Annotated in this window: 19 protein-coding genes and 1 other RNA gene; 6 read left to right on the top strand and 14 right to left on the bottom strand. The window is 70.6% G+C overall.

The window, feature by feature from the left end; all coding sequences use genetic code 11:
• The first annotated feature begins 349 nt into the window (after positions 1–349).
• Together AB3X08_RS18120 and AB3X08_RS18125 are read left to right on the top strand one after the other, a co-directional pair.
• Positions 350–1,138, top strand: coding sequence for an NRDE family protein (locus tag AB3X08_RS18120; RefSeq protein ID WP_369934142.1), 789 nt, complete (start codon positions 350–352; stop codon positions 1,136–1,138).
• Positions 1,139–1,529: 391 nt separating this feature from the next.
• Positions 1,530–2,486: an IS1595 family transposase gene (locus tag AB3X08_RS18125; protein ID WP_369933329.1), complete on the top strand. Its 957-nt coding sequence runs from the start codon at positions 1,530–1,532 to the stop codon at positions 2,484–2,486.
• Positions 2,487–2,604: 118 nt separating this feature from the next.
• On the opposite strand, the gene rnpB is transcribed toward AB3X08_RS18125, so the two are convergent.
• Positions 2,605–2,971, bottom strand: an RNA gene (gene rnpB / locus AB3X08_RS18130) — RNase P RNA component class A.
• A gap of 86 nt (positions 2,972–3,057) precedes the next feature.
• Positions 3,058–3,882, bottom strand: coding sequence for a 16S rRNA (cytidine(1402)-2'-O)-methyltransferase (gene rsmI, locus AB3X08_RS18135; RefSeq protein WP_369934143.1), 825 nt, complete (start codon positions 3,880–3,882; stop codon positions 3,058–3,060).
• A gap of 81 nt (positions 3,883–3,963) precedes the next feature.
• Between rsmI and AB3X08_RS18140 the strand changes: the two genes are divergently transcribed.
• The 4 genes from AB3X08_RS18140 to AB3X08_RS18155 are packed head-to-tail and all read left to right on the top strand — an operon-like array spanning position 3,964 to position 7,978.
• A complete protein-coding gene (locus tag AB3X08_RS18140; RefSeq protein ID WP_369934144.1) occupies positions 3,964–5,691 on the top strand; it encodes a penicillin-binding protein activator in 1,728 nt (575 codons plus the stop codon).
• Positions 5,681–6,049 (top strand): YraN family protein, encoded by a 369-nt coding sequence (locus tag AB3X08_RS18145; protein WP_369934145.1) that lies wholly within the window; start codon positions 5,681–5,683, stop codon positions 6,047–6,049. Before AB3X08_RS18140 ends, AB3X08_RS18145 begins: the two co-directional genes overlap by 11 nt.
• Before the next feature lies 1 nt (position 6,050).
• Positions 6,051–6,596, top strand: a complete 546-nt coding sequence (locus AB3X08_RS18150) for a metal-dependent hydrolase (protein WP_369934146.1) — start codon at positions 6,051–6,053, stop codon at positions 6,594–6,596.
• Positions 6,593–7,978: an FAD-binding oxidoreductase gene (locus AB3X08_RS18155; protein ID WP_369934147.1), complete on the top strand. Its 1,386-nt coding sequence runs from the start codon at positions 6,593–6,595 to the stop codon at positions 7,976–7,978. The genes AB3X08_RS18150 and AB3X08_RS18155 overlap by 4 nt, the downstream gene beginning before the upstream one ends.
• Before the next feature lie 194 nt (positions 7,979–8,172).
• On the opposite strand, the gene AB3X08_RS18160 is transcribed toward AB3X08_RS18155, so the two are convergent.
• The 12 genes from AB3X08_RS18160 to ribB form a co-directional block, all read right to left on the bottom strand.
• Positions 8,173–8,901 carry a response regulator gene (locus AB3X08_RS18160; protein WP_369934148.1) on the bottom strand — a complete coding sequence of 243 codons (729 nt, stop codon included), beginning with the start codon at positions 8,899–8,901 and terminating at the stop codon, positions 8,173–8,175.
• Positions 8,891–11,581: an ATP-binding protein gene (locus AB3X08_RS18165; RefSeq protein ID WP_369934149.1), complete on the bottom strand. Its 2,691-nt coding sequence runs from the start codon at positions 11,579–11,581 to the stop codon at positions 8,891–8,893. The genes AB3X08_RS18160 and AB3X08_RS18165 overlap by 11 nt, the downstream gene beginning before the upstream one ends.
• A 66-nt stretch (positions 11,582–11,647) precedes the next feature.
• Complete coding sequence (gene kdpC / locus AB3X08_RS18170; protein WP_369934150.1) at positions 11,648–12,289, bottom strand: potassium-transporting ATPase subunit KdpC; 642 nt, start codon at positions 12,287–12,289, stop codon at positions 11,648–11,650.
• A gap of 41 nt (positions 12,290–12,330) precedes the next feature.
• On the bottom strand, positions 12,331–14,391 hold the full coding sequence (gene kdpB, locus AB3X08_RS18175; protein WP_369934151.1) for a potassium-transporting ATPase subunit KdpB: 2,061 nt from the start codon (positions 14,389–14,391) through the stop codon (positions 12,331–12,333).
• Positions 14,392–14,401: 10 nt separating this feature from the next.
• On the bottom strand, positions 14,402–16,123 hold the full coding sequence (gene kdpA / locus AB3X08_RS18180) for a potassium-transporting ATPase subunit KdpA (RefSeq protein ID WP_369934152.1): 1,722 nt from the start codon (positions 16,121–16,123) through the stop codon (positions 14,402–14,404).
• A 16-nt stretch (positions 16,124–16,139) separates the two neighbouring features.
• A complete protein-coding gene (locus AB3X08_RS18185; protein ID WP_046977662.1) occupies positions 16,140–16,232 on the bottom strand; it encodes a potassium-transporting ATPase subunit F in 93 nt (30 codons plus the stop codon).
• A gap of 18 nt (positions 16,233–16,250) precedes the next feature.
• Complete coding sequence (locus AB3X08_RS18190; protein WP_369934153.1) at positions 16,251–16,979, bottom strand: TorF family putative porin; 729 nt, start codon at positions 16,977–16,979, stop codon at positions 16,251–16,253.
• A 177-nt stretch (positions 16,980–17,156) separates the two neighbouring features.
• On the bottom strand, positions 17,157–18,734 hold the full coding sequence (locus tag AB3X08_RS18195) for a CocE/NonD family hydrolase (RefSeq protein ID WP_369934154.1): 1,578 nt from the start codon (positions 18,732–18,734) through the stop codon (positions 17,157–17,159).
• A gap of 505 nt (positions 18,735–19,239) precedes the next feature.
• Positions 19,240–20,214, bottom strand: coding sequence for a thiamine-phosphate kinase (gene thiL / locus AB3X08_RS18200; protein ID WP_369934155.1), 975 nt, complete (start codon positions 20,212–20,214; stop codon positions 19,240–19,242).
• Positions 20,215–20,334: 120 nt separating this feature from the next.
• Positions 20,335–20,814: a transcription antitermination factor NusB gene (gene nusB, locus AB3X08_RS18205; RefSeq protein ID WP_369934156.1), complete on the bottom strand. Its 480-nt coding sequence runs from the start codon at positions 20,812–20,814 to the stop codon at positions 20,335–20,337.
• Entirely contained in the window at positions 20,811–21,278 is a 468-nt protein-coding gene (ribH, locus tag AB3X08_RS18210; protein ID WP_184413531.1) for a 6,7-dimethyl-8-ribityllumazine synthase, read from the bottom strand. Before ribH ends, nusB begins: the two co-directional genes overlap by 4 nt.
• 103 nt (positions 21,279–21,381) lie before the next feature.
• Positions 21,382–22,533, bottom strand: a complete 1,152-nt coding sequence (ribB, locus tag AB3X08_RS18215) for a 3,4-dihydroxy-2-butanone-4-phosphate synthase (protein WP_369938569.1) — start codon at positions 22,531–22,533, stop codon at positions 21,382–21,384.
• Positions 22,534–22,555 lie beyond the last annotated feature (22 nt).

The raw sequence follows: 22,555 nt of genomic DNA on the forward strand, positions 1-22,555 counted from the left end.
TTGCGGTCTCGCCCTGAAACACGACGCCTACACCTTTCCAAATCCGCCTGGACGGTCATTGAACCACGAAAAACCACAAAAAACCCGGTTTCCCCTCGAGTGTCCACCTTAGCAGCGCCCGAAGGGTTGTCAACAACTTTGCGAGCGATAAATCGCTAGCCACATCAATGGCTTGCGCCATTCTTTAGAGACTTGTTCAAAGCTTATCCACAAGTTGCTGTTTCGTCTCATATTTTGAGATTGAGCGGAAATTCAGCCCCGTGCACAAGGCGTTAAGACAGCGGCCAGCTGCCGCGACCGCGACGCCCCGGCTCGCGTGCCGCTGCGCAAAACCGCACAATCCGTGACCATGTGCCTGGTCGTCCTCGCCCTGGAATCCCACCCGCGCTGGCGCCTGCTGCTGGTCGGCAACCGCGACGAATTCCATGCGCGCCCGACCGCGCCGCTGCAGCGCTGGGCGGCGCCGGCACAGCGCGTGCTGGCCGGGCGCGACCTGCGTTCCGGCGGCAGCTGGGTGGGCCTGGACGAGGCCGGCCGCTGCACCGTGGTCACCAACGTGCGCGATCCGCTGGCGTCGATGTCCGGCGCCTCGCGCGGCGCGCTGGTCGCCGACTACCTGACCGGCGGCGCCTCGGCGGCCGCCTTCGCCGACGCCCTGGCGCTGCGCGCCGACGCCTATCCACCGTTCAACCTGCTGCTGGCCGATGCCGACGGCGCCGACTACCTGGGCAACCACCCGCCGGCCCGGCAGCGGCTGGCACCCGGCATCCATGGCATGTCCAACGGCGCGCTGGACGCCCCCTGGCCGAAGACCGTGCGCCTGTGCGGGGTGGTGGCCGGCTGGATCGCCGCCGGCGACGAGGACCTGGCCCCGCTGTGGAGCGCATTGGCCGACGAGACCATCGCCGCCGACGCGCAGCTGCCCGACACCGGCGTGGGCCTGGAGCTGGAGCGGCGCCTGTCGCCGGCCTTCATCCGCGGCCACGACTACGGCACTCGCGCCAGCACCATCGTGGCGGTGGACGGCGCCGGACGCGGCTGGATCCACGAGCGCCGCTTCGGCCCCGACGGGGTGTTCCTGGGGGAGACGCGGCTGGAGGGGCTCGGGACCGGGGACTTGAGACTCGGGACCCGGTAAGCGCAAGCAGAAGCGGGGGAACGACATTCCACCCACTTCAGAGCACTGTGATCGCAATCCTCGCCGCACAGCTGCCACACCTGCGCGGCGGCATCGCCGGCAGCACCGCATCCGCACAAGCGACGCGCTGGCGAACCCGCCTCCTGCAGTCGGGACTGAAGTCCCTCCCACAACAGCCGAGCCGGGGTGGCGGCCATATCGATTGCGAACGCCGTGGCAGCAGCAGGCCACGGCAAAGCCAGCGCCAGCAATGCACATGCTGGCACCGTGGAAAAGCTCACGCGTCGCATCTGGAGCAAAGCCCCCTTTAGTAAACCTGATTAGCGTCGAATCTCAGCTGCTGATGCGTGACAGGTGCACCCTTGCTGCCGGTTCTCTTGGAGAGGCAGTCATGGCGATGAATCGTGTGCAGTTCCAGCGGGGGATGTCCTTACCGCAGTTCCTGCAGCATTACGGCACTGAGGAGCAGTGCGTGTCCGCGCTGCTGCGCAACCGCTGGCCTGACGGTTTCGTCTGTCCGCGCTGTGGCCAGCGGGCGGCCAGTCAGTTCCAGCGCGGGCACCAGCGGCTGTGGCAATGCCGGCAGTGCCGCGCCCAGACCAGCCTGACGGCGGGCACCGTGCTGGCCGACACCAAATTGCCGCTGCGTCTGTGGTGGATGGCGATGTATCTGCTGAGCCAGGCCAAGAACGGGATTTCGGCCCTGGAGCTGATGCGCCACCTGGACGTGTGCTACCGCACGGCTTGGCGCATCAAGCACAAGCTGATGGCGGCTATGGCTGAGCGGGAAGGCCAACGTCAGTTGGCCGGCTGGGTGCAGATCGACGATGCCTATCTGGGTGGGGAGCGCGCGCGCGGCAGCGGTGCCGAACAGTGGACCAACAAGATCCCGTTCATTGCCGCCGTGGAGACGCGACAAGGTCGGCCGGGATGCGTCCGGTTTGACTGGGTCGGCAGCTTCTGCCGCGATGCTGTCCATCGCTGGGCCCAGCAAGCCCTGGCGCCGGGAACCCACGTTCTCAGCGATGGGCTGACCGCCTTCACCGCCGTCACCTGGGCCGGTATGAGCCATGAGCCGATCGTGACCGGCACCGGGCGCAAATCGGTACAACAGCCCGCTCTGAAATGGGTCAACACGATCCTGGGGAATCTCAAGACCGCCCTTGGCGGCACCCACCATGCCATCGCCTTCGGCAAATACGGTCTGCGCTACCTGCGCGCGCACCAATATCAGGTCAACCGGCGCTTCAACTTGGCCGCGATCCTTGACCAACTCGGCTTGGCTTCCATGGCCACTCATGCCATCCCGGAGCGCGCTCTGCGCGCTCCGGCTGAGATTCGACGCTAATCAGGTTTAGTAAAGGGGGCGCGGCGAAGCCGCGGGGATTTGGGGGGCAAAGAGCCCGGGGCCCAAACTTTTGCGCAGCAAAAGTTTGGGGCTTTTTTCGCGCTGCGCGCGAAAAAAGCGGCGGAGCCGGCCGATAAGCCGGGTTCTGTCGTGGACAGTCATTCTTCTAGGCGCACCGTCACCGGTACGCTCGAGCAACCTACCCGGACCCGACGCGGGCCGCGCCATGAGGTCCCTATTTGGTCTTGCTCCAGGTGGGGTTTGCCGTGCCGGTCCGTTACCGGACTCGCGGTGCGCTCTTACCGCACCATTTCACCCTTACCGGCCTGCTTGCGCAGACGTAGGCGGTATCTTTCTGTTGCACTAGTCCGTCGGCTCGCGCCGCCCAGGCGTTACCTGGCACCTTGCCCTATGGAGCCCGGACTTTCCTCGGCACCGCGTTGCACCGAAATGCCCCGCGATGACGCGACTGTCTGGCCGACTCCGCCGCGCGCATTGTCGCACGTGCGGGGCAACATTGTTCCCAACGCCTCGTTCGGGCCGATCGGCAACCACATCCGGGCCCGGCCTCTCACCCGCCGTACAACGCCTTGCGCGGCGCGCCGGTGATCTCCGCGGCCAGCTTGGCGGCGGTGGATGGCGGCAGGTGTGCGCTGAGCGTGGCGTAGACGCGGCGGCCCTCGGCCAGTTGCGCGTCGGCATCGTCGCCGGCGCCCTGCACGATCAGCACGAACTCGCCCTTGCGCTGGTTGTCGTCGGCTTCCACCTGGGCCTGCAGCTCGGCCAGGCTGCCGTCGAGCACGGTCTCGAACAGTTTGGTCAGTTCGCGCGCCAGCACCGCCGGGCGCGCGTCGCCGAACGCGGCGCGGCAGTCGGCCAGGGATTCGACGATGCGGTGCGCCGATTCGTAGAACACCAGGGTGCGCGGTTCGCCGGCAAGGCGCGCCAGGCGCTCGCGGCGGCCGGAGGCCTTGGCCGGCAGGAAGCCCTCGAAGCTGAAACGGTCGCTGGGCAGGCCGGCCACGCTGAGTGCGGCGATCGCCGCGCAGGCGCCGGGCACCGGGCTGACCCGCACCCCGGCCTCGCGCGCGGCACGGACCAGCCGGTAGCCGGGGTCGCTGACCAGCGGGGTGCCGGCATCGCTGACCAGGGCCAGCGACTCGCCGCCGAGCAGGCGCGCGACGACGCGCAGGGCCACCGCGTCCTCGTTGTGTTCGTGCAGCGCGACCAGCGGCCTGTCGATGCCGAAATGCGCCAGCAGCTGGCCGCTGCGGCGGGTGTCTTCGGCGCAGATCGCGGCGACCGCGCGCAGCACCTCCTGCGCGCGCGGCGTCAGGTCGGCGAGATTGCCGATCGGCGTGGCGACGACATGCAGGGTTCCGGGCTGGGCGCTCATCTACGGCTTTCCATGGGCAAGGGTAGAATCGTAGCGGTTTTCCCCGGCGCGCCCCGGCGTGCCCTGCCGAATGGACCAGAAATGAACAAGCGATTCGCAAGGATTTCCGCCCTGTCGCTGCTGGCGCTGCTGTTCGCCGGCTGCGCCACCACCAGCGTGACGCAGAGCGCGCCGTCGCCGGCCCAGTCCGCGGCGCTTGCCCTGCTCGACCAGGGCAAGCCGCGGGAAGCGGCGCAGCAGCTCGAGGCGCAGGCCGCCACGGCCACCGGCAGCGAGCGCAACCAATTGCTGGCCGATGCGGCCTTCGCCTGGTACGAGGGCGGCGACGTCGCGCGCGCACGCAGCCTGGCCGCGCAGGTGCAGCCGCGCCAGCTGTCGGGCCTGAGCAAGGTCCGGCTGGCCCTGGTCAACGCCGAGCTGGCGCTGGTCGACCGCCAGCCGGCACAGGCGCTGCAGGCGCTGGGCAACGATCCGCAGGCGGTGCCGCAGAACCTGCGCGCGCGCTGGCACCTGGCCCGCGCGCAGGCGCTGGAAGGCACCGGCGACGCCACCGCGGCGCTGGACGAGCGCGCCCGCGCCGACATCGGCTTGACCGGTCAGGCGCGCAGCGACAACCAGCGCGCCATCGTGCGCCAGCTGGCGGCCTTGAACGATGCCACGCTGCAGGCGCGCGCCGCCGCGCTGCCGGCCGGCGATCCGCTGTACAACTTCGCCGGGCGCGCGCTGATCAGCCGCGGCCTGCCGCTGCCGCGCCCGTTCGACCGCGGCGAGCAGTGGGGCTTCGACACCAGCAAGCGGCCGCCGGCCGAGCGCGACGGCTATCGCCCGCCGGCCAAGCTGGCGGTGCTGCTGCCGCTGAGCGGCTCCCTGGCGACTGCGGCCGCGCCGGTACGCGACGGCCTGCTCGCCGGCTACTACGGCGAGACCCGGCGCCGCCCGCAGATCAACTTCATCGATACCACCGGCACCGCGGCGGGCGCGCTGGCCGCCTACCAGAAGGCGATCGATAGCGGCGCCGACTTCGTGGTCGGCCCGCTCGGCCGCGACGAGGTCAGCGCGCTGTTCGCGCGCGACGCGCTGCCGGTGCCGCTGCTGGCCCTGAACCGCGGCACCAGCGCGCCGCCGGCCGGCAGTGCCGGGTTCTCGCTGGCGCCGGAAGACGACGGCATCGCCGCCGCCGAGTACCTGCTGGCGCACGAACGCCGCAACGCGCTGGTGATCGGCAGCAACGACGACAACGGCCGCCGCGCGGTGGCCGCGTTCCGCGAGCGCTTCAGCGAGCGCGGCGGCAAGGTCGCGGCCAGCGTCAGCGTGGCCGAGGTGCCGGGCGATGTCGGTGCGCAGTTGCGCAATGCCAGCGCCGCCGACGCGGTGTTCCTGGCGGTCAAGGGCAGCACTGCGCGCGCGCTGGCGCCGCAGCTGGCGCTGGCCGGTTTCGCCGGCAAGAGCCGGGTGGCGACCTCGCAGCTGGTGCTGGGCACCGGCAAGGCGGAGGACGACCTGGTCCTGGACGGCATCGCCTACCCGAGCGAACTGTGGACCGCGCGCGGCGTCGGCGGCCTGCCGGCGGCGAGCAGCGCGGCCGAGACCCTGCCCACCGCGCGCGGCCCGGCGGCGCGTCTGTTCGCGTTCGGCTACGACGCCTGGCAGATCAGCGCCTATCTGGAAAAGCTGGCCACCGGCGCCGAGGCCAACCTGCGCGGCGCCACCGGCGTGCTGCACCTGGACGGCTTCGGCAACATCCTGCGCACCCCGGCCTGGTCCACCTTCAGCGGCGGGCGCGCGACGCCGCTGCCCGATGGGCGTTGACCGCCGGCGACGCGGCAACGACGTGGAAGCGGCGGCGCGCGCCGAACTGGAGCGCGCCGGGCTGCAACTGATCGCCGCGAATGTGCGCTATCGCGGCGGCGAACTGGATCTGGTGATGCAGCAGGCGCACTGCCTGGTGTTCGTCGAGGTGCGCTACCGGCGCAACGACGCGTTCGGCGGCGGCGCCGCCTCGGTCGACCTGCACAAGCGCCGCCGGCTGGTATTGGCGGCGCAATTGTTCCTGGCCGCGCATCCGCACTACGCGAACTGGCCGTGCCGCTTCGACGTGGTCGAGGCCGAAGGCGAACCGCCGCGGCTGACCTGGCTGCGCGATGCGTTTCGCGCCGACGATTGCTGACGTGCCCAGCATCTTCACCCACGCCGCGATCCCGCTGGCGCTGTGGGCCGCCGCCGACCGCGGACGCATTTCCACGCGCCTGCTCGGCGCCGGCATCGTCGCGGCGATGCTGCCCGATCTGGACGTGGTCGGGTTCGCCCTGCACATCCCCTATGCCGATGCGTTCGGCCATCGCGGCGCCAGCCATTCGCTGCTGTTCGCCGCGCTGCTGGGCGTGCTCGGTGCGCTGCTGCACCGGCCGTTGCGTGCCTGCGCGCTGCAGGCGGCGACCTGGATGTTCGTCTGCACGGTCTCGCACCCGCTGCTCGATGCGCTGACCTCCGGCGGCCTCGGCGTCGCCCTGGCCTGGCCGTGGAGCGAACAGCGCTGGTTCGCGCCGTGGCGGCCGATCCGTGTTTCGCCGTTCGCCAACGGCTTCTTCGGCGCGCGCGGCGTGGCCACGCTGTGGTCCGAATTGCGCTGGGTGTGGCTGCCGCTGGCGGTGGCGGTCGGCACCTGGAAACTGCTGCAACCGCCCTCCTCTTCCGCTTCGCGATCCCCGCCATGACCACGCCGCTGCCTGCCGCCCTGACCGACACCCTCGCCGCGCTGCTCGGCGCCGATGGCTGGCGCACCGACGACGCCAGCCGCCGCAGCTATGGCGAAGACGATTCGCGGCGTTGGGCGCTGGCCGACGCGGTGGCGCTGCCGCAGACCCGCGAACAGGTGCAGGCGATCGTGCGCGCCTGCCGCGCACACCGCGTGCCGATCGTCGCGCGCGGCGCCGGCACCGGCACCGCCGGCGCCGCGGTGCCGTTCGACGGCGGCGTGGTGCTGTCGTTCGCGCGCATGAACCGCATCGTGCAGCTGCGCCCGCAGGACCGCTGCGCGGTGGTGGAACCGGGCGTGCTCAACGGCGAGCTGCAACAGGCGCTGGCGCCGCACGGCCTGTTCTGGCCGCCGGACCCGTCCAGCGCCGAGATCTGCAGCGTCGGCGGCAACCTGTCGACCAATGCCGGCGGTCCGCGCGCGGTGAAGTACGGCGCCACCCGCGACAACGTGCTCGGCGTGGTCGCGGTGACCGGCGCCGGCGACCTGATCCGCTGCGGCGGCGCCTACACCAAGGACGCCACCGGCTACGACCTGACGCACTTGCTGGTCGGCAGCGAAGGCACTCTGGCGCTGATCGTGGAAGCCACGCTGAAACTGTCGCCGCGGCCGCAGGCGCAGGCCGGACTGCGCGCGTTCTACCGCGATGCCGGCGCCGCCGCGGCGGCGGTGTCGCGGCTGATGGCGCAGCCGACCACGCCGGCGATGCTGGAATTCATGGACCGCAGCGCGATCGCGCTGCTGCGCCGCAATGGCAGCGACGTGCCCGAGGCCGGCGCGATGCTGCTGATCGAGGCCGACGGCGACCACGACACCCTGCCCTACGCGCTGCAGGCGCTGGGCGCCGCCGCCGACGGCGACGGCCTGCTGTCGCTGGACGTGGCCACCGACGGCGCGGCGCGCGACCGGCTGTGGGCCGCGCGGCGCGCGCTGTCGCCGGCGTTGCGCACGATCAAGCCGGGCAAGATCAACGAAGACGTGGTGGTGCCGGTGTCGTGCATCCCCGATCTGGTGGCCGGCGTGGAAGCGCTGGCGACGGAATTCGACCTGCCGATCGTCGCCTTCGGCCATGCCGGCAACGGCAACCTGCACGTCAACATCATGTATGCGCCCGACGATGCCGGCGAGACCGCGCGTGCGCACGCCGCGCTGCCGCGCCTGTTCGCGCTGGTGCTGGCGCTGGAAGGCACGCTGTCGGGCGAACACGGCATCGGCGTGGCCAAGCGCGACTACATGGCGCAGGCCTTCGACGCGGCCACGCTGGACGCGATGCGCGCGGTGAAGCGCGCACTGGACCCGGACGGCATCCTCAATCCGGGCAAGGTGTTGCCGGAGGCGTGAGCGGGACTCGCAAGAGGCGCGCGATACCGCGCAAACAACCGGCGACCGCTTTTTGTAGGAGCGGCTTCAGCCGCGACGAACGAAGTGGAAAAGGCTGACGGCTTGGGAATCCGTCGGGGCTGAAGCCCCTCCTACAGGGCACCCGGCCAGCATCTCGATCGCCCTGCAGAAACGGCTGCGATCGGCCAAGCGGCTCAGCTGCTGCGTTCGCTTACCCCGACGAAGCGCAGCCCCACGCCCGGCTCGGTGGCGATGTAGCGCGGCGCCACCGCGCTGTCGCCGAGTTTCTGTCGCAGCTTGCCGACCAGGATGCGCAGGTAGTGGGTGTCTTCCTGGTGGGTGGGCCCCCACACTTCGCGCAGCAGCTGCGGTTGGGTGAGCACGCGACCGCTGTGGCGCAGCAGCAGCGCCAGCAGCGCGTATTCCTTGCGGCTCAGCGGCAGCGGTTCGCCGTCCAGGCGCACTTCGCGCAGACCCAGGTGGATGTGCAGGTGGCCGTCGTCGAACACCGGCTCGGCTTCGCCTGCGGCCGGTTGCATGCGCAGCAGCACGCGGATGCGCGCCATCAGTTCCTGCACGCCGAACGGCTTGGTCACGTAGTCGTTGGCGCCTGCGTCCAGCGCCTGCACCTTTTCCGCTTCGCCGGCGCGCACGGTGAGCATGATCACCGGCACCGCGGACCATTGCCGCAGTTCGCGCAGCACGCTGTGCCCGTCCTGGTCGGGCAGGCCCACGTCCAGCACCACCAGTTCGGCGCCGTGCGCGGCCAGTTGCGCCAGGCCGTCGCCGCCGCTGGCCGCCTGCAGCACGCGGTAGCCCTGCGCGCGCAGGCTGATGTCCAGGAAACGCCGGATCTGCGGCTCGTCGTCGATGACCAGCACGCGCGGCGGCGGAATCGGATCGGCGTGGGGTTCAGTCGGCATCGGGGCGGGGCGGCGGGGCGGCGGGTTCGATCAACGGCAGGGTAATGCGGATGGTGGTGCCGCGGCCATCGGCGCCGGGCAGCGCCTCGACGCTGCCGCCGTGCGCGCCGATCATGCCCTGGCAGATGGTCAGGCCCAGGCCGGTGCCGTGGCGGCCGCGGTCGCCGCGCTCGACGCTGTAGAACATGTCGAAGATGCGCGCGCGCTCGTCCTCGGGAATGCCCGGGCCGCGGTCGCCGATGTCGATGCGCAGGCGCCCGTCGACCATCGCCGCGGCGACCCGGATCGCCTCGCCCTCCGGCGAAAATTTCGCCGCGTTCTCCAGCACGTTGAAGATCGCCTGTTCGACCAGCGCCGGATGCACCCACAGCGTCGGCAACTCGGCGGCCAGGGCGATGTCCAGGCGCACCTGCGGCTGGTAGCGCTGCAATCGTCGCGCGGCCGAGCCGATCAGTTCGTCCACGTCGATCCAGTCGCGGTTCAAGGTCAGCCCGGTGTGGCCGAGCCGGGTCATGTCGAGCAGGTTCTGGATGTAGCGGTCCAGGCGTTCGCCTTCCAGCTGGATCGTTTCCAGCAGGCTGCGGCGGTCGTCGGCGTCCATCGCCTGGCCGTAGCTGGCCAGGCTGCTGGCCGCGCCGATCATCGCCGCCAGCGGCGAGCGCAGGTCGTGCGACACCGACGACAGCAGCGCCGAGCGCAGGCGCTCGGTCTCGCCGCTGACCCGCGCGCTTTCCAGGTCGGCGACCAGGCGCGTGCGCAGCGCGGCCTGGCCGATGTCCTCGACCATCGCTTCGGCCAGGCGCTGCTGTTCCAGCCCGGGACGCTGCACCCCGGCGGCGAATTTCAGCCCGACCACGCCGATCGCGCCGCGTTCGTGGCGCACCGGCAGGAACCACCAGCTGGCGCCGGCCAAAGTGTCGGTGAAACGGCCGGTGGCCTGGCCGTGGCGCTGCGCCCAGTCGGCGGCGCTGCGGTCCACCGCCGCCATCGATGGCGCGTAGTCGTGCGCGCCGTCCTGCGCGGCGGCATGCGCCGCCTCCAGCGGCTGCAGCCGCACCCAGGCCTCGGCCTCGAGCGTGGCGGCCAGCGCGCGGCGCCCGGCCTCCAGCACCTGGCCCAGGTCGGCGGCGCTGGTCAGTTCGCGGCCCAGCCGCTGCAGCGCGGTGGTCTGCGCGTTGGCCGCGCGCAGCGCCAGCACCTGCATGCGCAGGCGCGAGGCCAGCCGCCCGGCGACCAGCGCCGCGACCAGGAACAGCAGCACCGTGACCACGCCCTGGCGCGCGCCGATGTGCAGCGTGTAGCGCGGTTCGATGAAGAAGAAGTTGTAGGCGAAGAAGCTCAGCAGCGCCGACAGCACCGCCGCGGCCATGCGCGTCTTCGCCGCGACCATCACCACAGCGACGATGAACACCATCGACAGGTCGTCGATGCCGACCCAGCGCTCGGCGATCCAGCCCACCGCCACCGCCAGCAGCGAAGCGACGGTGGCGAACGCCAGGTCGTCGCGCGACAGCCAATGGCCGGGATGGCGCCAACGCCGCCGCGCGCGCGCGCGCGCCTCCGGCGAGCTGATGATGACCAGCTCGTAGTGCGCGCCGCGCTGCAGCAGCTGCTGGGTGAGCGTGCGGTTGATCATCCGCGCCAGCGGCCGTTCGCGGGTGCGGCCGAGCAGCAGCGTGGACACGCCGTTGTGCGCGGCGTGGTCGAGCAGCGCATCGGCCACGCTGGCGCCATGCAGCAGCGCGGTGTCGCCGCCGAGCCGTCGCGCCAGGGCGAAGGCGCGATCGACTTCCAGTTGCCAGGCATCGTCGGGCTGCGCCTGGGTCTGCACGGTGACCACGCTCCACGGCGCACCGCGGCGCTCGGCCACGCGCCGCGCCACCCGCACCAGGTAGTCGGACTGGCCGCGCCCGTCGATCGCCACCAGCACCCGCCGCCGCAGCGCCACGCCGGTGCGGCCCTGCGCGGCCTGCACGTCGCGCAGGTCGTTGTCGACGCGGTCGGCCGCGGTCTGCATCGCCAGTTCGCGCAACGCGGCCAGGTTCGACGGCGAGAAGAACGCCTGCAGCGCCTGCCCCGCCTGCTCGGGCAGATAGACCTTGCCCTGCTGCAGGCGTTCGATCAGTTCGCGCGGCGGCAGATCGACCAGCACGATGTCGCGCAGGCGGTCGAAGATCGCATCGGGCACGGTCTCGGCGACGCGGATGCCGGTGATGCGGTGGACCACGTCGTTGAGGCTTTCCAGGTGCTGGATGTTGACCGTGCTGTAGACGTCGATGCCGGCGTCGAGCAGTTCCTGCACGTCCTGCCAGCGCCGTTCGTGGCGGCTGCCGGGCGCGTTGCGGTGGGCCAGCTCGTCGACCAGCACCAGCGGCGGGCGCCGTGCCAGCAGCGCGTCCAGGTCCATTTCATCGAGCGTGCGGCCGCGGTACTCCACGCGCCGCCGTGGCTGCACGACCAGCCCGTCGAGCAGCGCCGCGGTCTCGGCGCGGCCATGGGTCTCGACCACCCCGACCACCACCTCGCTGCCCTGCTGCTGCAGCTGCCGCGCGCGCGACAGCATCGCGTAGGTCTTGCCGACCCCGGGCGCCGCGCCCAGGAACACGGTCAGCCGCCCGCCGCGTTCGCGCTGGAGCGCGCCGATCAGCGCGTCGGCCTGTTGGGTGCGGGGATCGGGCATTGAGGGGCCGGAATTGGAGATTCGAAATTGGGGATTCGCGAAGCGTACAGCGTCGGGCCATGCGCCTTACCGCTTTTGCTCCTCCCCATTCCCGATTCCCTTTTCCCCATTCCCGGCCCCACCGCCATCCAACGCCAGATTCAGCGCCAGCACATTCACCCGCGGCTGGCCGAGCACGCCGAACTGGCGCGGCTGCGTCTGCGCGGCGAGCAGCGCGGCGACGCGCGTCTCGGGCAGGCCGCGCGCCCTGGCCACGCGCGCCACCTGCTGCTGCGCCGCGGCCACGCTGATGTCCGGGTCCATGCCGCTGCCGGACTGGGTCAGCAGATCGTCCGCGACCTGCGCCGGGGCGACGCCGTCGCGCGCGGCCACGCTGGCGCGCGCATCGGCGATGCGTTGCTGCAGCTCGGGATTGCTGCGCGCCTGGTTGCTGCCCGCCGCGGCCATCGGATCGAACTTGGCCGCAGACGGGCGCGGCTGGAAGTAGCCGGGCGCGGCGAACGGCTGCGCGACCAGGGCCGAACCGAGCACGCGGCCATCGCGTTGCAGCAGGCTGCCGGCGGCCTGCGCCGGGAACAGCGCGCCGGCGAGCAGGGTGGACAGCAGCGAATACAGCGCGGCGGCGCCCAGCACCAGCAGCGGCAGCAGCAGCGCCGCGCGCCAGCGCAGCGGTTCGCGGTAGGAAGAGGAAACCGGGGAAACGTTCATCGCGGGAAATCCGGAAAAGAAGCGGAAGATCGGCGCCGGGCTTAGCCCAGCGCCACCAGCAGCAGGTCGATCGCCTTGATCCCGACGAACGGCAGCAGCACGCCGCCGACGCCGTAGATCAGCATGTTCCGGCGCAGCAGCGAGGTCGCCGTGGCCGGGGTGAAGCGCACGCCGCGCAGCGCCAGCGGGATCAGCGCCGGAATCACCAGCGCGTTGAAGATCAACGCGGCCAGCACCGCATGCGCCGGGCTGGACAGGCGCATCACGTTCAGCGCCGCCATCTGCGGGATCGAGGCGGCGAACAGCGCCGGCAGGATCGCGAAGTACTTGGAGACGTCGTTGGCCAGCGAGAACGTGGTCAGCGCGCCGCGGGTGATCAGTTGCTGCTTGCCCACTTCCACCACCGCCAGCAGCTTGGCCGGATCCGAATCCAGATCGACCATGTTGCCGGCTTCCTTGGCCGCCTGCGTGCCGGAGTTCATCGCCAGGCCGACGTCGGCCTGGGCCAGCGCCGGCGCGTCGTTGGTGCCGTCGCCGACCATCGCCACCAGCCGCCCGCCGGCCTGTTCGGCGCGAATGCGCGCGAGCTTGTCTTCCGGCGTGGCCTCGGCGATGTAGTCGTCCACGCCGGCCTCGGCGGCGATCGCCGCGGCGGTAAGCGGGTTGTCGCCGGTGATCATCACCGTCTTGACTCCCATCGCGCGCAGCCGCGCGAACTTCTCGCGCACGCCGTGCTTGACCACGTCCGACAGTTCGACCACGCCGAGCACGTGCCGGCCCTCGGCCACCACCAGCGGCGTGGCGCCGCTGCGCGCGACCTGCTCGACGCGGCCCTTCAGTTCCGCCGGCACCTGCCCGCCCAGCGCGGTGACGTGGCGGATCACCGCATCGGCCGCGCCCTTGCGGATCGAACGCGGCGCCTGCTGCCCCTGCGCGGCCAGATCGACGCCGGACATGCGCGTCTGCGCGGTGAAGGCGACGAAGCTGGCGCCGTCCGGGTCGGCCGGCGGCATGCCCTGCTCGCGCGCCAGACGCACGATCGACTTGCCTTCCGGGGTCGGGTCGGCCAGCGAGGACAGCATCGCCGCCTCGCGCAGCTGCACCGCATCGACGCCGCTGAGCGCATGGAATGCGGTGGCCTGGCGGTCGCCGTGGGTGATGGTGCCGGTCTTGTCCAGCAGCAGCACGTCGACGTCGCCGGCCACTTCCACCGCCTTGCCCGACTTGGCCAGCACGTTCGCCGACAGCGCGCGGTTCATGCCGGCGATGCCGATCGCCGGCAGCAATCCGCCGATGGTGGTCGGGATCAGGCACACCAGCAGCGCGATCAGCAGCAGCGGATCGATGCGCACGCCGACGAAGCCGGCGATGATCGGCAACGTCGCGACCACGATCAGGAAGGTCAGGGTCATCGCCGCCAGCAGCATGGTCAGCGCGATCTCGTTCGGGGTCTTCTGCCGGTTGGCGCCCTCGACCAGCGCGATCATGCGGTCCAGGAAGCTGTGGCCCGGCTCGGCGGTGACCTTCACCACGATCTCGTCGGACAGCACCTTGGTGCCGCCGATCACGCCGGAGCGGTCGGTGCCGGCCTCGCGCAGCACCGGCGCCGATTCGCCGGTGACCGCGGCTTCGTTGATCGTGGCCACGCCGTGCAGGATCTCGCCGTCGGCCGGGATCAGTTCGCCGGCGGAGATCACCACCAGATCGCCGGGCTTGAGTTCGGCGGCGGGGATGCTGGTTTCGCCGTCCAGCTGCGCGCTGCTCACCCGGCGCGCCACCAGGTCCTTGCGCGCGCGCCGCAGCGAGGCGGCCTGGCCGCGGCCGCGCGCCTCGGCCACCGCTTCGGCGAAATTGCCGAACAGCACGGTGATCAGCAGGATCGCGGTCACCGCCCAGCCGAACGCGGCCGCGCCCTGCCCGGCCACGGTGATCAGCGCCGACAGCACCGTACCGGCGAACACCACCGCCATCACCGGACTGCCGAGCAGATGGCGTGGCGAAAGTTTCAGCACGCTGGCGCGCAACGCGGCGCGCAGCGCGGGGCCATCGAGCAGGCCGGGCTTGTGGACCGAGGAAGAAGCTTGCGGAAGCGGGGTGCTCATGGTCGTGGTCTCAGTGCGCGGCAAGCGTCAGGTGATCGGCGATCGGGCCCAACACCAGTGCCGGCGTGAATTGCAGAACGGTCAGGACCGCGATGACCGCGATCAGGGTCAGCGCGAAGGTCGGCGTCTCCACCTGCAGGCTGCCGCCGGTCTCCGGCGCCACGCGCTTGCGCGCCATCTGCGCGGCCACGATCAGCGGTACGATCAGCGCCGGATAGCGGCCCAGGATCAGCACCAGCGTGCAGGTCAGGTTCCACCACGGAATGCCATCGCCAAGGCCTTCGAAGCCCGAGCCGTTGTTGGCGAACGCCGAGGTGTACTCGTAGAACACCTGGCTGATGCCGTGGAAACCGGGATTGGAGGTGGCGGTGATCGCCGCCGGCATGGCCAGGGTCAACGCGGTGAAGCCGAGCAGTACCAGCGGCTGCAGCAGGATCAGCAAGGCCAGCAGGCGCACTTCGCCGGCCTCGATCTTGCGCCCGAACAGCTCCGGCGTGCGCCCGGTCATCAGCCCGGCCAGGAACACGCTGAGCAGCAGGTACACCAGGAACTGCTGCAGGCCGCAGCCGATGCCGCCCCAGATCGCGTTGACCAGCATGTTGACCATGGCCACGCCGCCGGTCAGCGGCGCCAGCGAATCGTGCATCGCATTGACCGAGCCGTTGGAGGTCTGCGTGGTCAGCGACGACCACGCCGCCGACGCATCGGCGCCGAAGCGCACTTCCTTGCCTTCCATCAGCGCCGCGCTCGCGGCGCTGGCCGAATGGCCTTCGGACCACACCGACACCGCGGTGGACGCCAGCGACATCGCCAGCATGCTGCCGAACACCAACGCGGTGAATTTGCGCCGGCCGGTGAACGGGCCGACCATGAACGCGATCGCCACCGGGATCAGCACGATCGCCAGCGTTTCCAGCAGATTGGACAACGGGGTCGGGTTCTCCAGCGCCATCGCGCTGTTGGGGCCGTACCAGCCGCCGCCGTTGGTGCCGAGCTGTTTGATCGCCACCATCGCCGCGACCGGGCCGAGCGGAATCTTCTGCGTGGCCATGCCGGCGCTGGCGTCCAGCGGCGTCGCGGTGGGGCCGGCCGCCAGCGTGGACGGCACGCCCTGCTGGGTCAGCAGCATGGTCCACAACAGGCACAGCGGCAGCAGGAAGCGCAGCGTCGGCCGGATCACGTCGGCCCAGTAGTTGCCGACGTCGGCTTCGTCGGCGCTGAGCGTCGCCTGCTGGGTCCCGGCATTCGCGGCGGCCGTTCGCCCACCGAACAACGCGCGTAGCGTCGCCACCACCAGCGCCAGGCCCATCATCGGCGTGACGAACTGCAAACCGACCACGCCCACCGCCTGCGACAGGTAGGACAGCTGCGCCTGGCCGGAATAATGCTGCTGGTCGGTATTGGTCAGAAACGAGACCATGCTGTGCAGGGCCACGTCCCAGCGCATGTTCGGCACCGCATCGGGATTCAGCGGCAGCCACGCCTGGGTCACGAACAACGCGAACACCAGCGCGCCCAGCACCAGGTTGCTGGCCAGGAACGCGCCGGCGTAGCCGCGCCAGCTCATGCCGCGCGCCGGATCGGTGCCGAGCAGGCGGTACAGCGGGCGTTCGATCCAGCCGAACAACGCGTCGCCGCGCATCGGCGCACCGCGCATCACCTTGGCCAGGTACAGGCCCAGCGGCCACCCGAGCAGCAGCGCGAGCGCATAGACAAGCAATGTATCGATCATGGAAGCGGCACTCGGCTCAGAAATCTTCGGGACGCAAAATCACGTACAACAGGTAGCCGGCGGCGACGATCACCGCCACGCCGCAGATCAGCGATAGCCAGGTCGGCATGTCATCTCTCCTCGGGGTTCAAAAGCTGGCCTGCAGCGCGGCTTCGAAACGCGCGCCGGCCATGTCGGGGAACAGCCGCTCGGCGGCGCGATTGGTGTCGTGCGCGCTCAGCCGCAGCTCCAGCCCCGGTCCGCCCTGGCGGATGCCGGGCAAGGTGAACACGGCACTGACCAGTCCATGCGTGTAGCTGTCCGCGTAGCTGCGGGCGAGCCAGTAATGGCCCACCGCCGCCTCGACGCGGAAGCGGTCGTTGAACGGATAGCGCGCACCGAGCTGCGCGTAGGTGCCGCTGCTGTCGCTGGCCAACGCATCGTCGGACCAGCCCAACTGCGCCCACACGCGCTGCTTCCAGGTCACGGTGGCGCCCAACTCGGTCCAGTTCAGCGCGGCGGCCGAGGGGTATTGGTAGCGGGTCAGGTTCGCGTCCCAGGCCCAGTCCGGCGTCCACTGGCCACGCCAGCCGAGCACACCGTCGACTTCGATGCTGGCGTGCGGGGTGCCGTCGAACTTGATCGACGAGGCCCACAGCGATGCGTACGCACCGTTGTCGGCGGCCAAGGCCAGACCGGCCTGCACGGCCGGATCGCCATCGCTCTGGGTGCTGCCGCGCCAGACGTAGTCGCTGGTGAGCGTGGCGGTGCCGCTGACGCTGGCAGCCTGCGCGCAGGTCGCGCCAGCCAGCAGGGAAAGCGCTAACGCGCCGCGCGGCATGGGCCGGCGGGCGCTGCGGGAAAACGAGGAGAACATGACGCCAGATCCAGGGCGGAACCATTCCGCCGACCTGGTCATGTTCCGGCGCAGGGCCGTAAAGTCGCTATCGGCCGATGCCGGCCGCCGCGTAAATTCCGCGTAATTTCCGCAGTCGCGGCGTTACGGCGATGCGGGAAAGGCCGGCATTGCGCCGGCCTTTCCGTCAAGCGTACCTCAGTGCAGCGGCACGCTCAGGCTGGACGGCGCGGCCGCCGGCGAACTGAAGCTGACGCTGCCGCCGAAGCGGCTGGCCGAGGTGTAGCGCGGATCGGTGGTGTCCACTACCAGCACCAGGCGGTTGCCGGCCGGGATATCGGCAGCGGTCGCCTGCAACGGCAGGTCGATCGTGGTCGCTACGCCCGGGGTCGCGTTGCGCAGCGTGTACGGCGCGTGGCTCAGCAGTTGCGCCACGCCGAGTCCGTTCATGCTGTAGAGGTAGGCGAACAGCGACACATTGGTCTGGCTCGGGGTCACCGTCACCCGCAGCGACGGGCTGCCGGCCAGGCGCTTGGCGCTGGTGTACACCGGCCCGCTCCACACCGCCGCGCCGTTGCGATCCACCAGCGGGATCGAGGTGGTGACCGGCTGGCCCAGGCCCTGCAGCAGGCCGCTGACCAGCAGCACGCCCGAATCGGCCAGGGTCGGTACGCCGGTGGCGATGCCCTTGCTCCACCCGGTGCTGGTGCCGCTGCCCAGCGTTCCGGTCGCGATCAGGCCGCTCGGACGGGTCAGGCCGTAGCGGGTCGCGCCGGCCTGCACGCTGTTCCAGTCGGCGTAACGCAGCCAGGTGCCATTGAGCGTGGCCAATTGCACCGGCTGCTCGCTGTCCACGCCGTTGGCCTGGCCCTTGAGGTAATGGTCGAACCAGCGGGTGGCTTCCGTGTACACCTCGTTGGGCAGGCCGAGCGCGCCCGGCAGTTCGGCCGTGGCGTGATCGCCCTGGCTGAACATCAGGTGCTTGGGCACGCTCAGGCGGTTGTACAGGTCGATGTACTGGTTCGGCGGGAACAGGCCATCGTTGAACGCATTGGCCAGCAGCACCGCCGGGCCGTTGCGGTTGAGCGCCTGCACTTCGTTGATCACGCTGCGTTCGCCGGCCTTGGGCAGGAAGCCCTGCACCGCGCCGTCGTAGTCGCCGGCGGCGACGCGTGCGCTGATCTGCGCCAGGTCCGGTCCGGGTCGGCCGGTGATCGCACCGGAGGCCACCAGCAGGTCCACGCCCTGCTGGCTGACCGTGGTGTTGGCGTACAGCGAGGCCTGCAGGTCGGCCCAGCCGCTGAGTGCGGCCACCGCCTTGATCCGCGGGTCGCGCGCGGCGGCGAGCAGGCTGGTGCCGGCGCCGTAGGAGATGCCGGACACGCCGATCGCCTTGGCATCGGCCGGCGTGTTCGCCAGCGCCCAGTCGATCACCGTGCTGACGTCCTCCACCGTCGGCGCCCCGGCGATGTCGATCACGCCCGCCGAATCCCAGAACCCGCGCGAGGTGTAGCTGACCACCACGTAGCCGTTGCTGGCCAGTTCGCTGGCGCGGCCCACGTATTCCAGGTTGGGCAGCGACCAGCTGGCCGGCATCACCACCAGCGGGAACGGTCCGCTCCCCTGCCCCTGCGGCACCAGCACCAACGCGCCGAGCTTGGTGCCGTCGAAACTGGAGATGGTCTGGTACTGCTTGCTGAAACCGCCGGCGAAGGCTGTGGCGGAGAAGAACAGCATCGCGCACAGGGCGATGCAACGGGACACGGACATGCGCATGTACTGCCTCCCAAACGGCGCCGGGTCGGAATGGCCCAGCTGCCAGAAACGGTTACGGGCACGCGATGTGGGGATCGGGCGTGGCGACCATACCAGCAGGTACGGGACGATTTCACGCCGCAGTGCGGCACGGTATGGTCGCTCCTTTGTGTCCCCATTTAGCCCCTCTCCCACCGGGAGAGGATTTGGGATGAGGGTGCGGCGCGAAAGCGGCTCGCGGAGCTGGGTACACGAGGCTTCGCCCGTACCCTCGTCCGCCCTTCGGGCACCTTCTCCCGATGGGAGAAGGAAACAGCCGCTAGCCCCTCTCCCGCGGGGAGAGGATTTGGGATGAGGGTGCGGCGCGAAAGCCACTCGCGGAGCTGGGTATACGAGGCTTCGCCGGTACCCTCATCCGCCCTTCGGGCACGTTCTCCCGATGGGAGAAGGAAACAGCCGCTAGCCCCTCTCCCATCGGGAGAGGGGTTGGGGTGAGGGTACGGCGCGAAGCGGCTCGCGGATTTCGCTAGCCGGCGAAATGCTCGTAGCCACGCCGCGGCGGCTGCCAGGGCCGACCGTTCGCGTCGCGCACGACGATGCCGCCGCCGGCGACGATGCGGCCGATCGGCGTGGCCTCCTCACCGATCGCCTGCAACGCCCGCACGATGGCCGCGCGCTGCGCCGGCGCGGCGGTGAAGCACAGTTCGTAGTCGTCGCCGCCGCCCAGTTGCCAGGCGTGCACCTGCGCGGCGCTCGCCTGCGCCGGCGCGGCGACCGCCGGCAGCGCGTCCAGCCAGAGTTCGGCGCCGACCGCGCTGCGCGCGCAGATATGATCCAGATCCGCGAGCAGGCCGTCGGAAATGTCCACGCAGGCGTGCGCCAGCCCGCGTAGGCGCAGCCCGGCCTGTACCCGCGGCGAGGGCCGCAGCAGACGCTGGCGCAGGTGTTCGTGCACGGGATCGGCGGCGACCTGGGCCACATCCAGCCGCCCGGCCTGCCACAGCGCCAGCGCCGCGGCGGCCTCGCCCGGACGGCCGCTGACCCAGATCTCGTCGCCCGGCTGCGCGCCGTCGCGACGCAGCGCCGCGCCCGGCGCCACGCTGCCGATCGCGGTGACCGACAGCGACAGCGGCCCGCGCGTGGTGTCGCCGCCGGCCAGCACGATGCCGTGCGCATCGGCCAGCGCGAAGAAGCCGTCGGCGAAGGCGTCGATCCAGCCCGCATCCTCGTGCGGCAACGACAGCGACAGCGTGCACCAACGCGGCTGCGCGCCCATCGCGGCGAGATCGGACAGATTCACCGCCAGCGTCTTCCAGCCCACGTCGGCAGGCGCGGTCTCAAGCGGAAAATGCACGCCGGCGTTGAGCGTATCGGCGGTGATCGCCAGGTGCTCGCCCGGCGGCGGCTGCAGCAGCGCCGCATCGTCGCCGATGCCCAACGGCACGTCCGCATGCGTCCCGATCCGGGCACGCAGGCGTTCGATCAGATCGAATTCAGGCATTTTAGGAGCCGGGATTGGGGATTGGGCATTCGGGATTGGCAACAGCGAGGCAACGGCTGCGGCCCAGAAGGGAATGCCGCTCTTGCGAATCCCCAATCCCCAATGCCCAATCCCGCGCTGCTAGGCGCCGCCGGCGCCACCCGACTCCACCGCACGCCATTCCAGCGCGGCGCGGTCGAGCACGCCGTTGACGTAGGTGTGGCCGTGTTCGGAGCCGAAACGCTTGGCGGTCTCGATGGCTTCGTTGATCACCACGCGGTAGGGCACGTCCTGCCGGTGCAGCAGTTCGTAGGCGGCCAGGCGCAGCACCGCGCGTTCGATCGCGTCCACTTCCTCGACCGTGCGGTCCAGGTAGCCGACCAGCGCCGCATCCAGTTCGGTGCGGTGCTTGAGCACGCCTTCGACCAGATTCTCGAAATAGATCAGGTCGGCGATCTCGTGCGCCTGCTCGTGCGCGAACTGCGCGATCACGTGCTGCGCGGTGCCGCCGGCGATCTGCCAGGCGTAGATCGCCTGCAGCGCACGCCGGCGCGCGCGCGAACGCAGCACCGGATCGACGCCGTCGCGGCGGACATGCTTGTGGCCAGCGGGCTTGTTCATGGCAGCAGCTCCAGCAGATTGACCATTTCCAGCGCGCTCAGCGCCGCTTCCTCGCCCTTGTTGCCATGGCTGCCGCCGGCGCGCGCTTCGGCGTCTTCGACCTGCTCCACCGCCAGCACGCCATTGAGCACCGGGATGCGGAAGTCCAGCGACACCCGCAGCAGGCCTTCGGCGCAGCCATCGGCCACGTGTTCGTAATGGCGGGTGTCACCGCGGATCACGCAGCCCAGCGCGATGATCGCCGCGTGCTTGCCGGCGGCGGCCAGGCGCGCGGCGGCCAGCGGCAGTTCCCACGCGCCAGGCACGCGGATCACGTCCACCGCGTCGTCGGCGATGCCGTTGCCGGACAGGCTTTCCCGCGCGCCGGCGACCAGCACGTCGGTGATGCGCGCGTTCCAGCGGCTGGCGATGATCGCGAAACGGGCCGCTGCAGGAGCGCGGAGGTCGCCTTCGTAGTGGGTCATGGCGGTGGCAGGTTCAGTGGGTGGGAGAGTTTAGCAGGCGGCGTGTTCCGGGCTCGGGCCCCGGAAGCGCTTGCAGCGCCGATAGCGAAGCAGCGTAAGGGAATCAGCCTTTCCCGACTCCCGCTTTTGCCAATCCCGAATCCCGAATCCCCACTCCCGGCTCCAACTCCACATGCTCCACCACCTCCAGCCCGAATCCGGCCAGGCCGACCTGGCGGCGCGGGGTGCCCAGCACGCGCAGCTTGCCCAGGCCCAGGTCGGCCAGGATCTGGCTGCCGGCGCCGTTGCGCCGCCACTGCCCCACGTCCTTGCTGTTGGCGGCCACGTCCGGCTGCTTGCGCAGCCGCGCCAGCAGCGCCTGGCTGTCGCGCGGCGCCGACAGCACCACCATGACCCCGTTGTCGGCGGCGGCGATCGCGCGCAGCGCGTCGCTGGCGGCCACGCCGAAATCGTCGCGGCGCCAGTGCAGCAGGTCGGCCAGCGGGTTCTCCACCTGCACCCGCACCAGGGTCGGCGTGTCCGCGTCCGGGGTGCCGCGGACCAGCGCGAAATGCAGGTCGTGGGCGATGCGGTCGCGGTAGGTGACCAGGGTGAAGCTGCCGAACTCGGTCTCGATGGCGCGCTCGTCGATGCGCTCCACGGTGTGTTCGGTGGCCAGGCGGTAGGCGATCAGGTCGGCGATCGAACCCATCTTCAGCCCATGCAGCCGCGCGAACTCCTCCAGCTGCGGGCGCCGCGCCATGCTGCCGTCGGGATTGAGCACTTCCACCAGCACCCCGGCCGGCTCCAGCCCGGCCAGCAGCGGCAGGTCGCCGGCGGCCTCGGTGTGGCCGGCGCGGGTCAGCACGCCGCCAGGCTGGGCGATCAGCGGGAAGATGTGCCCGGGCTGGCTCAGATCGTGCGGCTTGGCGTCGGGTTTGACCGCGGTGCGCACCGTATGCGCGCGGTCGTAGGCGGAGATGCCGGTGGTGACGCCCTCGGCGGCCTCGATGCTGACGGTGAAGTTGGTGTGGAACTGCGCGGTGTTGTGCTGGACCATCGGCGCCAGGCCCAGCTGCGCGCAGCGCTCGCGGGTCAGCGACAGGCACACCAGGCCGCGCGCATGGGTGACCATGAAATTGATGTCCGAGGGCTTGACCAGCTCGGCGGCCATGATCAGGTCGCCCTCGTTCTCGCGGTCCTCGTCGTCGACGATGACCACCATGCGACCGGCGCGGATTTCCTCCAGCAGCTCGGGGACGGGGGCGAAGTTCAGGCTAGGGGTGGTGGATGGCGAC

The organism is Xanthomonas sp. DAR 34887 (assembly GCF_041245805.1).
Taxonomy (GTDB): domain Bacteria; phylum Pseudomonadota; class Gammaproteobacteria; order Xanthomonadales; family Xanthomonadaceae; genus Xanthomonas_A; species Xanthomonas_A tesorieronis.

What these genes read in the sequence shown, in the direction of transcription:
- AB3X08_RS18120 (WP_369934142.1), top strand. Translation starts at nt 350, where the DNA reads ATGTGCCTGGTCGTCCTCGCCCTGGAATCCCACCCGCGCTGGCGCCTG.
- AB3X08_RS18125 (WP_369933329.1), top strand. Translation starts at nt 1,530, where the DNA reads ATGGCGATGAATCGTGTGCAGTTCCAGCGGGGGATGTCCTTACCGCAG.
- rsmI (WP_369934143.1), bottom strand. Translation starts at nt 3,882, where the DNA reads ATGAGCGCCCAGCCCGGAACCCTGCATGTCGTCGCCACGCCGATCGGC.
- AB3X08_RS18140 (WP_369934144.1), top strand. Translation starts at nt 3,964, where the DNA reads ATGAACAAGCGATTCGCAAGGATTTCCGCCCTGTCGCTGCTGGCGCTG.
- AB3X08_RS18145 (WP_369934145.1), top strand. Translation starts at nt 5,681, where the DNA reads ATGGGCGTTGACCGCCGGCGACGCGGCAACGACGTGGAAGCGGCGGCG.
- AB3X08_RS18155 (WP_369934147.1), top strand. Translation starts at nt 6,593, where the DNA reads ATGACCACGCCGCTGCCTGCCGCCCTGACCGACACCCTCGCCGCGCTG.
- AB3X08_RS18160 (WP_369934148.1), bottom strand. Translation starts at nt 8,901, where the DNA reads ATGCCGACTGAACCCCACGCCGATCCGATTCCGCCGCCGCGCGTGCTG.
- AB3X08_RS18165 (WP_369934149.1), bottom strand. Translation starts at nt 11,581, where the DNA reads ATGCCCGATCCCCGCACCCAACAGGCCGACGCGCTGATCGGCGCGCTC.
- kdpC (WP_369934150.1), bottom strand. Translation starts at nt 12,289, where the DNA reads ATGAACGTTTCCCCGGTTTCCTCTTCCTACCGCGAACCGCTGCGCTGG.
- kdpB (WP_369934151.1), bottom strand. Translation starts at nt 14,391, where the DNA reads ATGAGCACCCCGCTTCCGCAAGCTTCTTCCTCGGTCCACAAGCCCGGC.
- kdpA (WP_369934152.1), bottom strand. Translation starts at nt 16,123, where the DNA reads ATGATCGATACATTGCTTGTCTATGCGCTCGCGCTGCTGCTCGGGTGG.
- AB3X08_RS18185 (WP_046977662.1), bottom strand. Translation starts at nt 16,232, where the DNA reads ATGCCGACCTGGCTATCGCTGATCTGCGGCGTGGCGGTGATCGTCGCC.
- AB3X08_RS18190 (WP_369934153.1), bottom strand. Translation starts at nt 16,979, where the DNA reads ATGTTCTCCTCGTTTTCCCGCAGCGCCCGCCGGCCCATGCCGCGCGGC.
- AB3X08_RS18195 (WP_369934154.1), bottom strand. Translation starts at nt 18,734, where the DNA reads ATGCGCATGTCCGTGTCCCGTTGCATCGCCCTGTGCGCGATGCTGTTC.
- thiL (WP_369934155.1), bottom strand. Translation starts at nt 20,214, where the DNA reads ATGCCTGAATTCGATCTGATCGAACGCCTGCGTGCCCGGATCGGGACG.
- nusB (WP_369934156.1), bottom strand. Translation starts at nt 20,814, where the DNA reads ATGAACAAGCCCGCTGGCCACAAGCATGTCCGCCGCGACGGCGTCGAT.
- ribH (WP_184413531.1), bottom strand. Translation starts at nt 21,278, where the DNA reads ATGACCCACTACGAAGGCGACCTCCGCGCTCCTGCAGCGGCCCGTTTC.